This window comes from Lentihominibacter faecis, from assembly GCF_014306095.1.
Taxonomy (GTDB): domain Bacteria; phylum Bacillota; class Clostridia; order Peptostreptococcales; family Anaerovoracaceae; genus Lentihominibacter; species Lentihominibacter faecis.
Genome location: NZ_JACRWC010000075.1, coordinates 1 through 13,516, shown reverse-complemented (window position 1 = coordinate 13,516; position 13,516 = coordinate 1). Strand labels below are relative to the sequence as shown.

Genomic DNA, 13,516 nt, shown 5'->3' with positions numbered 1-13,516 from the left:
GATGTGTATAAGAGACAGTAGTAAACCCGCACTAGGCGTTTGCCTGCCTGTTGTTTGTAGTCCGAGATATATCCGTGATCAATCATTTTGTACAGGGCCGGATACAGGGATCCAACGGGAAAATCTAGTTCTCCGCCGGAAGATTTTTTGATCAGCTGTGACAGCTGATAGCCGTAGCAGTCGCCTTTACAGCTTAATACGTGGAGCAAAAGCATTTCTACGGATCCTTTTTTAAAGTTGATTTGAGCGCTCATCCAATGTTCCTTTTATTCTTTATGATACTGTAATTATTTTAATGTTTCAGCATATGAATGTCAACAACCATTTAGAAAAACTAAATAGTTGTTGACATTTCTCTTATCTCCTATTATGATTTAGGCAAAGAATGAGTTGGAACGGTCGCAGGAAGAAGTCGTGCAAAATGAGAGGTAGTCTATGTTTTCAGTCGCAGTTTGTGATGATGATGAATTATTATGTGAGAAGATCGAAGCGTGTTTAAAGGCCTATCAGCCGCAGGGACTGGTGCGGTGCGAGTCGTATTACAGCGGGGAAAAACTGTATGCGGACATGCTCCGGGGCGAGACCTTCGATCTGATCTTTCTTGATATCGAATTAAAAGCGATGAACGGGGTGAATCTGGGTGCTAAGATACGAACGGAGCTGCAGAACGAAAAAACGCACATCGTTTATATATCTGCGAAATCAGAGTATGCGATGGAACTTTTTGCAGTCCGGCCCCTTAACTTTCTAATAAAACCAGTGCAGGAACAGGATATTATCAAGAATCTGGAAAAGGCGATAAAGCTGTCACAATATTACGATGACTATATCAAATTCCAGAGAGGATCGGAATTATACAGTGTGGCCTATGGGGAGGTCCGGTATTTCAGCACCACGGGGAGAAAAGTAGAGATTCATACAACATCTGTCGACCTTGATTTTTATGGAAAACTGGATGACGTTCAGGCAAAAACACCACCGGGATTTATTCGGATCCACAAGTCCTATCTTATCCATGAAATGTATGTTAAAAAGTGGGAATATGAGATGGTCGTGATGAATCGAGATGAGCAGCTTTCCATCAGTCCACGCTACAGAAAAGCGGTGAGGGAAATGCTCATGAAGCGGTGGAGAGAGGAGTAGTTCATGTTTCCAATGATTATGAGCCTTTGCGGCAACTTGATGGGATTTTATATTTCTCTTCAGTTCCTAAATATTTTCTTTGAAAAGGGAGAACAGAAAGAGCGTTTTATTCGATACATAGCATTTCTGGCATTCTTCTTGTTTAACAGCGTAGTTTCACTCATCTTGAACCGGCCTCCATTGGTGCTGCTGTCAACTTCCATGGCAGGAATCTTTCTGATGACGCTGACGTATCGCGGAAAGTGGAAAACCAGAATCATAGCAGCTCTTTTAGTGGGAGGTCTTCATCTGGTTTTAGAGGACGTATCTTATCGTCTTTTGATCGTACTGCATTCGGAATATATCATACCATTGATTTTGGCGGTCACAGATTTATTATTTTTCTTGTGTATGATCGTTGCGAAAAAGATCGCAGATCAGAAAAGGGGACAGGAAATCCCGCTTTCGGAATGGCTGGCGGTGATCTTGATTCCGGGAATCAGCATTTTCTTTTCAGCAATCGTCTTAGATCAGTGCAGGGACGAGAAGGCTGCCTTTCTGGGCGGCTTATGCATGGTATTTTTGAATCTGGCCGTATTCTATTTGTTAGAACATTTAAAGCAGCTGCAGCAGAACCGTCTAGAACTCTCTTTACTGGAGCAGGAGAACAGGGCATATGAGAATCAGCTGCAGGAACTGTCGGCAATGGAAGACTCTATGAAATCGCTTCGTCATGATATCAAGAATCATTTGCTAGTTCTGCAGGAGATGGCAGGCAAGCATGATTTTTCAAACATGGACCGTTACGTGGAATCGCTGAACGATATGATGGAGCAGAGCAGACCCTTCTCAGAGACGGGAAACGTTACCGTGGACAGTTTACTGAATATTAAGCTGAAAGCGGCAAACCATCGTTTGGGGATCGATCCGGTGCTGAATCTTGCTATACCGTCATCCCTGTCCATAGAGAATCATGATCTTTGCATTATTTTAGGAAACCTGCTAGATAATGGCATAGAAGCGCTGGAACAGTGCAGGAATGGATATTTGGGCATTTCCATGAAGGCGGATGCGGGCATGCTGTTTTTACAGATAGTCAATTCCTATACCGGATCGCTTAGAAAACAGGGAGAACGTTTTTTGACGAGTAAGGCGGCTTCACAGGAACATGGCATCGGACTGAACAATGTAAAAAAGATCGTCGAGAAGTATCATGGAGAGATGCACTTTAAAACAGAGGATAATCTGTTCCGTGCAGAAATCCTGCTATATTTATAATATCATTTTTATTTTTGACAATAAAATATGCTGTTTTTTACAACTCTAACAAGAAGACTCTTTGCAGCACTATAATAAAACCACTGATTCATGCGATTGTATTCGTTTCCGGAGGTGAGTGGACAATGAACAGGAACATCATGAAAATACCAGCGATACTGATGTGTGTTACATTCGCCATACTCCTGTGCTGCGCATGCGACCCTGGGGATCAGAGCGGGTATGAAGAGCGGGAAATCTCACTTCCAGAGGGATGCGACAGCATATGGGATTTCAATGTGGCGGACGATGGGGTCATGCGGATCGCCGTCACGGAGGAAGAAACCCAGAAGGGTTATGTATGGGAAAGCAGAAATTGCGGCGAGTCTTGGGAGCGGAACTGGTGCTATACGGACGCCATGCATATCACGGAGCCTGAAAAAGTAGATTGTCCGATGTTTTTTTCTGCAAAGGGCGATGCGGTATGTACGGTGGCGGATCGCTCTCTAGACGAATCTGAGTGCATGGATACAAGGTGTTTCTATATAGATTCTCAGGGTAATGCAAAGGAACTGTCTAACGTTATGCCGAGGTCAGAAGTGTCGGAGGCGCTTTACATCGGGGACGGATTTTCTGACTGTTCCAGGATCATAGATTCGGAAAACCTGCTGATTTCTAATAAGAGCGGGGAGACTTATTTACTCAATAAAGGTACAAATGAAATTACGGACTGCCTTCTAAACAGTAAAAATCCTCTTTATTCTCCAGAAGCGTTTATGGTCGAAGGCGACCAGATTTATCTGCTTGGTGTAGGGGATGTGATCCAGTACAACAGTAAAGAGCATGCCGTTGAGAAGAAGAACGACAAGACTCTGGAACTGATGAAAAAAGCATATGTAAACAGCGACAAGCTGGCTGTATTGACTGCACATAAAGGCGATTTTTATTTCTTTAATGAAGACGGTTTAAAACGATTCAGCGATGGAAAGAAGCAGACCTTTATTTCTAAAAAAGAGATGTCATTTGTCCCATCGGAAGTGTATGGACAAACCATTGTCTTTGATCGGGAGGAACAGGTATATCTGGCTATTAACCGAGAAGGCGATTCTCCACAGCTGTTCTGCTATAAGCAGGTATCGAATAAATCTCAAAAAGAGAAGAAGCGTCTGGAAGTCTATACCCTGCAGCAGGACGAGAATGTGCAGAAGCTGGTAGATCATTACCAGAAAGAAAATCCGGACGTGCAGGTGGATGTGACGGTAGGAATCGAAGAGAATGGATCGAAGACGCTAGACGATGCCATCAAGAAGCTCAATGCAGGCATGATGGGCGGAGACGGCCCGGATATCTTGTTTCTAGACGGGCTGAACGTCGATGCTTATGTAGAAAATCATATGCTGATGAGGCTGGATGAGGACATCGAAGAGCTTCATACGGAAAGCAATTTTGAGAATATCATCGATACCTATGAATGGAACGGTGAACTCTATGCAGTTCCCGTTCGTTTTGGACTGCCGATCATTCTAAGTCCTCACGATGATATCGTAAATGCAAAAACCGGGACGGATTTTGTTAATAAGACGGGGGAACATCAGATCGAAATCGGCGAATATGACTTCGCTAACGATGTAAGATTTTATTACCAGACTTTCGTAGACGATAAGGCAGATCACGGGACGATCGACAGGAAGGATGTCCAGGAGTTTTTAAAGAACGTGAAGCGGATGTATAACTTGGAAGAAAGCCAGGATAATGTACATCTGTCGCAGCTGATGCTGCCACCGCAGCAAACGGGCGGAATGATTGGAAGTCTGCTGGGAAGCAGCTCTCTGGAACTGGACTACATCTGGCAGCCGCAGGAGATTCAGATGGTGCAGCAGCTGAAGGACAGTACTTACGGCATCGTCACTTCCAATCAGGGCACATACTATATACCGCGCATGATCGTGGGAATCAGTGCGGCGACAAAACAGGAAAAAGAATGCAGGGAGTTTGTTTCATATCTGTTGTCACGGCAGGGTCAGAAAATCACCGGGGAAGCTATGGGCCTCAGCATTGATGAAAGCGTACTGGAGGATACTTTGCAGAACTTAAAGCCTGATCAGGCCGAAATTGCCGATGAGAACGTCAGCAGAACGCTGCAATTACAGGAACTGCCGGAAGACGTCGTTTTGGATTTCCTGCAAAGCGCTGAGGATGCTGATCGCGCGGCCAACAACAATGGAACGATCATGAGTATTTTTATGAAATATACAGAGAAGTATCTCAATGAAGAAATTTCCTATGAAAAAGCCGTGAAAGAGATTTCGGATCGGTTGCGGCTGTATGCGTATGAGTAGGTGAGGTGATGAGGATGAGAATGCGAGTACGAACGTGGAAAAATCCAGCGTGGTGGTTTTTGCTGCCAAGTTTCACAGGGGTCTGCATCTTCTATTTCATTCCGTATATCGACGTGTTTCGCAGGGCTTTTTTTTCGGCTGCGGGAGGCGAGTTTCAGGGACTGGATAATTTTAAAACCGTCTTGACAAATCCGGCTTTTCAGCTGGCTGTGAAGAATACGGGGCTGTTTATGCTGGTGTGTATTCCGCTGCTGTTATTCTTGTCATTGGTGATTGCGGTGTGGATTTATCGTCACAGTAAAATAGGAAATTTCCTGAAAACCGGTTTTCTGCTGCCGATGGCGATCCCAGTGGCTGCGGTGGTTCTGCTGTGGCGGATCTTATTCGATGATCAGGGCTTGCTGAACGGTGTGCTGGACCGCTGGGGGACAGGAACCTGTGAGTGGATGGATACGAGATGGGCTTTCGTCATTCTGGTGGTCAGCTATATCTGGAAGAACCTGGGCTATCACATTGTACTCTGGCTGGCGGGACTGTCCATGATCCCGGATCAGATTTATGAAGCGGCTCAAATGGACGGGGCTTCGGATCGAGTAATCTTCTTTCGGATCACGCTTCCCAACCTGCTGCCGATGCTGTTTATCATTGCAGTTCTGGCTCTTCTCAATTCCTTTAAAGTGTTTCGAGAAGTTTATCTGGTGGCAGGTAATTATCCCAATGAAAGTATCTATATGATACAGCACCTGTTCAACAACTGGTTTCGGGATCTTGCTCTGGATAAGATGACGGCAGGAGCGGTGCTGCTGTCCATTCTGTTAATTCTGCTTATTTTCTTGCTGCAAAAGGCATGGGAGGATCGGGCATGAAGCGGAAACTGAGTCTTTTCTTGATTGCATTTGGTGCATTTATCGTAATTTATCCAGTGATATTTTTGCTTGCAGGTTCTTTCATGCATCCGGCTGAACTGGAGGAACATCTGGCGCCTATCGTCAGTCCTGCCTCGCAGGGGTTTGCGGACTGGTCTTTGCTGCCGCAGATTCCGACTCTTCGATCTTATGCAAAGGTTCTGCTGGAGGAGCCGCAGTTCTTTATGGTGTTCTGGAATTCGGTCAAGATCGTGGCGGGAGTGGTGGCAGGACAGCTGCTCTTTGGCGTGCCTGCTGCCTGGGGATTTGCCCGTTATGAATTCCGACTGAAAAAGCTTCTGTTTTTTATCTATATTATTCTGATGATGCTCCCGTTTCAGGTGATCATGCTGTCTCAGTATCTGGTGCTGAGAGAGCTGTCGCTGCTGGACAGCTTGTGGGCGATCATTTTGCCGGGAGCCTTCTCTACATTCCCGGTGTTTGTCTTATATAATTTCTTCCGAGCGATACCGGAAAGCATCATGGAGTCTGCGAGGATAGACGGTGCATCGGAGTTTCAGATATTCTTTAAAATCGGGATTCCTCTCGGTAAAACAGGGATCATAGCGGCACTACTGTTGCAGTTTCTGGAATACTGGAACGTAGTAGAGCAGCCGTTGATCTTTCTGGATCGGGAGGAACTATGGCCGCTGACCTTGTATCTGCCGGAAATCAGTCTGGAGAATGCAGGTCAGTCGCTGGTGGCGGCCGTTATCACTTTAGTGCCGACGATGATACTCTTTTTCCTCTGCAAAGACCATTTAGAAAAAGGTATCGTGGCATCGGCGGTCAAAGAATAATATGTCAGGAAATCATGGAGGCCGAATATGAGAGTTTTTCATTTCTTGAAAGAAAAAGTGAATTTAAAAGAACTTTGGAATCGGGTATGCAGTCTGGAGCCTAATAAGAAGGTTAAAATCGTGGTTATATTTTTAGCGGTTATGGTTGGGCTTACCATAATTTCACGAGTTACATATCAGATGATCCTGCCAAAGGTCGTGATGGGACAGGCGGATTCCGGTACAATACGCCATACGATCCATACGCAGGCCGAAGTGAAATCCCTTTCAGAATCTCCAGTCTTTACGACAGAGGGGCTGCTGGTGGATAAGGTGGTGGTTTCTACAGGGCAGGCGGTCAGAAAAGGGGATGTTTTATATACCATAGAGAAGCACACTTTGGATCAGATGATCGCAGAAGAACAGGGAGAAGTGAATGCTGTCAGCAAGCAGATACAACAGCTGAAAGCAGAAAGCGATGGGAATTCCGTTTCCGCTGAGGTGTATTCTTTGCAGCAGGAAAGATGGAAAAAAGAACAGCTGCTTCAGGAGCATAAAAAGATCAAGCGGGCGGGGTACAGGATCTGTGCTCCACGGGATGGGGTAGTCACTGCGATCGAAACAAAGGCAGGACAGAAAACGCAGGGGACGGCGGATGTGATGCTGGCAGATTCCGGACAAAACTTGACTGCTGTTGTGACCCTGAGTAGCGATGAGGAAAGCAGCTATGTGAGCCAGGATACGATCGCCAGTGTTTCTTCATTGGATGGGAAATCAGCCGATAATCTTGTGATCGCATCCATCGACAACCGGGAAGCTGAGGGAACGATCGTACTGAATATTCCTTTGCCGCAAAGCGAGTTTTCGCTGGGGCAACTGCTTTCCGTGGAACTTAATTCTGCCTCGCAGAAATACGATTGCTGTATTCCGCGTTCGGCGTTAAATATGGAAGGGAGCAGTTATTTTGTCTTCACAGTTACGGCGGAGGAGACGATTCTGGGAAGAGAATATACGGCGAAAAAGATGGAAGTGACTTTACTGGATAAAAATCGGGAATCCGTTGCAGTAGAAGGTATTTCCAGTGGCCAGATGATCATTGTACAGTCTGATAAGATCTTGTCCGATGGCAATAAAGTGAGGAAAATGCGATGAAAAAGAAGATGGAGATTTTTAAGAAGAAATATATTCCGGGGATTCTGTGCATCGCTGTTTCCATCATCGCTTTTGTAAGTGCCGGGTTGAATCTTTTTGCAGCGAACAGCGACCGGGGCATCTATTACCGCAACGACTTGCCGGGAACATATATTTCTGCGGAAGAAGCGTATTCCTATTACGAAGAACAGTACGGCTCAGGGGAAGCGGAGGAAAACAGGCTGCAGTATGAGATGCTGTTTTGGAATGATCATGGGGAAGGGCAGATGGAAAGCGCTGAACTAGGGCGTCTTTCAACTGGCGACATTGTCTATACCTGTGGCAGGACGGATCTGCTTATCCCTGATGCTCTGCGGCTTGATTACGATGATTTTGGGTTGTGTATTCTGGGAAAACAAATTGCATGGGAATTGTTTGGGACGGTTCAGGCAGAAGGTCTGAAAGTTATTTGTGAAGGCAGGGAGTATACCGTGGCAGGAGTATCAAATCAGATCGACCGGATTTTTGTGGCTCCATCCAGAAGAAATGGGGAAGTGGGGTATAACCGGATCAATGTGATTCCAAAGGATCCGAAGCAGCGTATCCTGATCAGACAGGAGATGGAAAATCGGTTTGAAACGGGAGTTTATCAGGAAAACGAGTTTGTATGCTGGATTTTGAAGCTGCTGTTTCTGGCCTCTCCTGCGCTGCTTGGATGTATAGGCATACACTTCTTCATCCCATCCAAATGGGTGAAAAAATGGTATGTCAAGCTGGGAGTGATTGTTGTAATCCTTGTGGTGATCGGCGTGTTTGCAGGATATCCGGCAGATATGATACCGGGCGCATGGTCGGATTTTTCTTTTTGGCCGGATCGAATGGGAGAGAAGATGGAGTCGATTCATGCGTTCCTAAAGGGGAGCAAAATAGAGGTAGAAATGAACTGTTTTTATCAGATCGTGAGATGCCTGATCTGGTGCAGTCTGTCGATATTCGTTACGATCATAATGGGATTGGGGATGAAGAATTATGTGCGGAACTGTCCGGAAAAAGGAAAGCGTGGTGGTGAGCTGTGAGCAAGCTGGAAATCAAACAAATCGGTAAAACATATACTAACGGGGTGCAGGCGGTACAGGATTTTTCACTGGATGTGACAGAGGGAGAATTCGTTGTGCTGGTGGGACCGTCGGGATGCGGGAAATCCACTGTGCTGCGCATGATCGCAGGCCTGGAATCGATATCGGAAGGTCAGATGGCGCTGGATCAGACAAGGATAAACGAAATGCCGCCGCGGGAACGCAATATCGCTATGGTTTTTCAAAACTACGCGTTGTATCCTCATATGACTGTATACGATAATATGGCGTTTTGTTTGAAACAGGAAAAGAAGTCAAAAGAAGAAATCGATCAGAGTGTACATGAAGTGGCGGCTAGACTTGATATCGAAGATCTTTTAAAGCGCAAGCCTAAGACTTTATCGGGAGGGGAACGGCAGCGTGTCGCGATGGGGCGGGCGATCGTGCGACAGCCAAAGCTGTTTTTAATGGATGAACCGCTTTCTAATCTGGATGCCAAGCTGCGAAGCAGAATGCGGAGAGAAATTGCCAGACTGCATAAAGAATTAGAAGCGACCATTATCTATGTTACCCATGATCAAGTAGAAGCGATGACTCTGGGAACGAAAATCGTTGTGATGAAAGATGGCAGGATCCAGCAGATCGATACACCAGAAAATCTCTATTATCAGCCGTCCAATACGTTCGTGGCACAGTTTATCGGGACGCCTCAAATGAACTTGATGGAAATGCGTGTGACAGTTGATGAAAATATGGGTATTGTTTTGCAGAATGAACAGTTTCAGATCCCTGTTTCGGAGAGAACCCAGCGAATTCTGCTGGATGCAGGCTATGAAGGGAAATATGTGATTGTTGGAACGCGAGCAGAGGATATTGTAGCGGATGAAATCGGGAATGACGAAACGATAGACGGGACGATAAATGTATGCTGCGTCTCTAATGTGGAATTTCAGGGCAATGACAGCTATCTTTTTTTAGAGTTGGAAAAACAGGAAGAACTGGTCGTAAAAGGAACTGAAAATCACTGGCGAAAGCAGGAAAATCTAGAGAAAGTTCATGTTTCCTTTTCCCCGGAGATGATCCATATTTTTGATCAAGAGAGTGGGGAAAGGATCAATGAAAAATCAGTGTTGAGCAAAATGTGTGAAGGAGGTGCTTTATAATGTGTAAGAATAACGGCTGGATCTATTTGATCGTTTACTTCATCATGTTTCCGTTAGGGTTTCAAGGAGCAAAGCTTTTAGATCGATGGCTGAATGATATCAATGAGCAGATATCAGGAATGCATATTTTCTACTTGTGGCTTCTGGTGGTGGGAATTTTGGCGGCTTTGTTCCTACTAGCTATGCTGCTTTTACATCGGCGGCTGGTTATGATTTACCCGGCATGTCCATGGCTTTCGAGTGCTGTCTGCGCATTCCATATGATTCTAGGGATATTGATCAGTATATTCGCCCCAGCTCAAATACTGTTTGTACTATTTGGATATATGTTCAGCACAAGGTATGTGATACTACTGGTGATGCTGTTTACTTTTCTTGTTACGAACTTGACAGCTGGGAGAAGGCTTTGCATTCTTAGCTCTAAAAAGCCGAAATAAAGAAAGAATCATGGAATTCAAAATTGCCTAGGGCAAACTCTTTGCAGAAAATTCACCTTTGATTACGAGAAGGAGTATATCCCAACAGCCCTGTATTTGATTTCTGTACCAAATACAGGGCTGTTTCTTTGGTTTTTATACTATATCTTGTATTTTCTTCACATATCTTGACACTCTATTTTGTGGCTTGTCGCTTATTTGTCGCTTAAATCTGCTATAAGATACTGAAAGATAGTGAATGATAAGCGACAGCAGGTAAAGCGGGTGACATATTTTATTCATGGATTTTTCATAGTAGCGGGATTGAGATTTTACCTGACTTATGATATTCTTATATTTGGGTTTTTGCACCCAAAATACACATAGAAAGTCAGGGCGCGAAACTATGGCGAAAAAAGAAGCGAATTTTGATTTATACATACATGACTTGTTGGTTGAAGCAGGTATTCAGGCAGATACACAGGGCAGTAATATTGTTCCTATCAATGAAGCACTGAAAACAGCGTCAAAGCACCAGACGGGCAAGGCAGGATTTCCAGAATACACGGCGGTTGTAGGTGATTTTGTCCTTGTCATGGAAGATAAAGCAGACCGTGCGAACCTCTGCTTAAAAGAAGCAGACGGGACTATTTCTACAACTGTGCAGGCAACAACCGATTATGCCGTCAATGGTGCTTTGCACTATGCACAGCACATCTTGCAGAAAACCACTTACAAAAAGGTTTTTGCGTTCGGAAATGCCGGTGATAGCAAGCACCACACTTTACAGCCACTTTTTGTAGATAAGAACGGTTATAAGTGGCTGCCGGAAGTTCAGACATTTGAAAACTTTTCAGCGGCGCATATTGTGGAATATTACAAGCAGCTTGTACTTGAAGAAACGCCGCCAGAAGATATTGAACTTGCTGATATTCTGAAAAAGGCAAAGGAACTGCACGAATATCTGCGGAATTACGGCGGGCTTGGAGAAGATGAAAAGCCACTTGTCGTATCTGCAATTCTTCTTGCTTTGCGTGAAAAAGAATACGGCTTTAATCTGAATCAGTTGGCAGGTGACACGCTGGAAAGCAACACAGACGGTGCTATTCTGTACCAGTATCTTGAAAAGAATCTGCAACGCGCAAAAGTTGCCCCAGAAGTTAAAAAGCAGCGTGTACTGAATCAATTCACGCTGATAAAGGACAGACCGCAGTTAAATACAAAGCGTCAGGATTTGGGCGATAAAACACCTCTGAAATATTTTGCAGAATATATCAACAACAATATTTTTCAGGCGATTGTATCAAACGGGCGTGAAGATTATCTGGGGCGTTTTTACGGTGAATTTGTTTCTTATTCAGGCGGTGACGGGCAGGCTTTGGGTGTTGTGCTTACGCCCCGCCATATTACGGAATTGTTCTGCGAATTGGTGGATTTGAAACCTACCGATGTTATATTTGACCCATGCTGCGGCACAGGCGGTTTTTTAATTTCGGGAATGCACAAAATGCTGCGTGCTGCAAAGAACGATACAGAATGCAAGCACATCAAGCAGCAGCAAATTCACGGAATAGAAATTCGTGACGATATGTTTTCAATCGCTACAACGAATATGATTCTGCGCGGTGACGGGCAAAGCAACCTGATTTGTGAAGATTTTCTGGCGCAAGACCCCGGCGAATTACAGTTAAAGGGCGGTGGCATTACAGTAGGTTTTATGAATCCGCCGTATTCACAGGCAAAAGGTAAAGACACGGCAAACCTTTCGGAATTGTGCTTTATCCGCCATTTGCTTAATTCAATCACAACAGGCGGGCGTGCTGCCGTGATTGTACCTGTGTCCGCTATGATTGGAAAGACAAAAGATGATAAAGCGGTCAAGCAGGACATTTTGAAAAAGCCTACCTTAGAAGGCGTTATCAGTCTGAACAAAGACACCTTCTATCGGGTCGGCACTATTCCCTGCATTGCTGTTTTCACAGCAGGCGAACCACACCCGGTAGATAAGATTGCAAAGTTCATCAATTTTGAAGATGATGGCTTTGAAGTCAAAAAGCATTTAGGGCTTGTGGAAACCGAACGCGCAAAGGATAAGCGGCAGTATCTTCTTGATTGCTGGCGTGGTAAGGTTGCGGATTTTCCGTCAAGTTTCATGGTGGAAACAACCGTTGAAGATACGGACGAATGGCTGCATTCCTTTTACTACTACAATGATGAAATTCCGACAGAAGCGGACTTTATGAACAGCATTGCCGATTATCTCACATTTGAGTTTAATATGGTTACGCATGGAAAAGGGTATCTGTTCGGACAGAAAGGCGGTGACAGCAATGCTTGACTTGCATGATAGAGAATGGAAAGAGTTTAGAATATGCGATATTTTTATTATCAAAGCGGGCAAGCGCCTGACCAAAAGTGATATGACAAGCGGAAACAAGCCTTTCATCGGGGCAACAGATAATAACAACGGTATTACTGAGTTTGTGTCTAACACAAATGGTTCTGAGGACTGCAATGTTTTAGGCGTAAATTATAATGGGAGCGTTGTCGAGAATTTTTATCACCCATATACTTGCGTTTTTTCCGATGATGTCAAGCGTTTTCAGACGAAACAGGTTCAAGGAAACAAATATATCTATTTGTTTATGAAAACTGTCATATTGCAGCAGAAATGCAAATATGCTTATGGCTATAAGTTTAATGAGAAACGAATGCAGAAGCAATCTTTGTTGCTACCTGTTGATGAATCCGGCAATCCCGATTATGCTTTTATGGAACAGTACATCAAGGAACGAGAGCAGCAAATTGTACAAAATTATATTAATTATATTGGCAATAATACACAAATCGGGGGGTATAACACCCCTTAACCAAAAAGAATGGAAAGAATTTTACCTGCATGATATTTTCGCAGATATACGGCGTGGTAAACGCTTGAAAACTGCTGACCATATACAAGGTAATATTCCTTATGTATCATCGTCTGCGGTTAATAACGGTGTTGACGCATTGATAGGTAATACTGGGAAAATAAGAAAATTTGCAGATTGCATTACCTTAGCGAATAGCGGAAGCGTCGGAAAAACTTTCTATCATAAATATGAGTTTATCGCAAGTGACCATGTAACGGCATTAAAATCTGATAAACTGAACGAATATAGTTATTTATTCGTGGCTACGATTATGCAGCGGCTTGAAAACAAATACAGTTTCAACCGTGAAATAAATGATATGCGAATAAATAAAGAGAAAATTGTACTTCCAGTTGATGAATCCGGCAATCCTGATTATACTTTTATGGAACAATATGTAAGACAGCCTGTCTCTT

General features: G+C 44.3%; 13 protein-coding genes. 12 read left to right on the top strand and 1 reads right to left on the bottom strand.

Going from position 1 to position 13,516, the window contains the following annotated elements; translation table 11 throughout:
- Window positions 1–254: PadR family transcriptional regulator (locus tag H8876_RS06175; RefSeq protein ID WP_249287002.1), on the bottom strand; the 254-nt coding region annotated here is incomplete at its 3' end.
- 181 nt (window positions 255–435) lie between these two features.
- Between H8876_RS06175 and H8876_RS06170 the strand changes: the two genes are divergently transcribed.
- From H8876_RS06170 to H8876_RS06115, 12 genes are all read left to right on the top strand, one after another.
- On the top strand, window positions 436–1,143 hold the full coding sequence (locus tag H8876_RS06170; RefSeq protein ID WP_249287001.1) for a LytR/AlgR family response regulator transcription factor: 708 nt from the start codon (window positions 436–438) through the stop codon (window positions 1,141–1,143).
- Window positions 1,144–1,146: 3 nt separating this feature from the next.
- On the top strand, window positions 1,147–2,400 hold the full coding sequence (locus tag H8876_RS06165; protein ID WP_249287000.1) for a sensor histidine kinase: 1,254 nt from the start codon (window positions 1,147–1,149) through the stop codon (window positions 2,398–2,400).
- 125 nt (window positions 2,401–2,525) lie between these two features.
- On the top strand, window positions 2,526–4,718 hold the full coding sequence (locus H8876_RS06160; RefSeq protein WP_249286999.1) for an ABC transporter substrate-binding protein: 2,193 nt from the start codon (window positions 2,526–2,528) through the stop codon (window positions 4,716–4,718).
- Between the two features lie 20 nt (window positions 4,719–4,738).
- Window positions 4,739–5,584: a carbohydrate ABC transporter permease gene (locus tag H8876_RS06155; RefSeq protein ID WP_346727843.1), complete on the top strand. Its 846-nt coding sequence runs from the start codon at window positions 4,739–4,741 to the stop codon at window positions 5,582–5,584.
- Window positions 5,581–6,423 (top strand): carbohydrate ABC transporter permease, encoded by an 843-nt coding sequence (locus H8876_RS06150; RefSeq protein WP_249286997.1) that lies wholly within the window; start codon window positions 5,581–5,583, stop codon window positions 6,421–6,423. The genes H8876_RS06155 and H8876_RS06150 overlap by 4 nt, the downstream gene beginning before the upstream one ends.
- A gap of 27 nt (window positions 6,424–6,450) precedes the next feature.
- Window positions 6,451–7,554 carry an efflux RND transporter periplasmic adaptor subunit gene (locus H8876_RS06145; RefSeq protein WP_249286996.1) on the top strand — a complete coding sequence of 368 codons (1,104 nt, stop codon included), beginning with the start codon at window positions 6,451–6,453 and terminating at the stop codon, window positions 7,552–7,554.
- Window positions 7,551–8,609: a hypothetical protein gene (locus tag H8876_RS06140; RefSeq protein WP_249286995.1), complete on the top strand. Its 1,059-nt coding sequence runs from the start codon at window positions 7,551–7,553 to the stop codon at window positions 8,607–8,609. The genes H8876_RS06145 and H8876_RS06140 overlap by 4 nt, the downstream gene beginning before the upstream one ends.
- The gene (locus H8876_RS06135; RefSeq protein ID WP_249286994.1) at window positions 8,606–9,772 is read left to right on the top strand and encodes a sn-glycerol-3-phosphate ABC transporter ATP-binding protein UgpC; all 1,167 of its coding nucleotides are present in this window, start codon (window positions 8,606–8,608) and stop codon (window positions 9,770–9,772) included. The genes H8876_RS06140 and H8876_RS06135 overlap by 4 nt, the downstream gene beginning before the upstream one ends.
- A complete protein-coding gene (locus H8876_RS06130) occupies window positions 9,772–10,209 on the top strand; it encodes a hypothetical protein (protein WP_249286993.1) in 438 nt (145 codons plus the stop codon). The genes H8876_RS06135 and H8876_RS06130 overlap by 1 nt, the downstream gene beginning before the upstream one ends.
- A 385-nt stretch (window positions 10,210–10,594) precedes the next feature.
- Window positions 10,595–12,526, top strand: a complete 1,932-nt coding sequence (locus H8876_RS06125; RefSeq protein WP_249286992.1) for an HsdM family class I SAM-dependent methyltransferase — start codon at window positions 10,595–10,597, stop codon at window positions 12,524–12,526.
- Window positions 12,519–13,058 (top strand): restriction endonuclease subunit S, encoded by a 540-nt coding sequence (locus H8876_RS06120; protein ID WP_283241765.1) that lies wholly within the window; start codon window positions 12,519–12,521, stop codon window positions 13,056–13,058. Before H8876_RS06125 ends, H8876_RS06120 begins: the two co-directional genes overlap by 8 nt.
- On the top strand, window positions 12,994–13,516 hold a 523-nt coding region (locus tag H8876_RS06115), incomplete at its 3' end, for a restriction endonuclease subunit S (protein WP_249286991.1). The genes H8876_RS06120 and H8876_RS06115, both read left to right, overlap by 65 nt.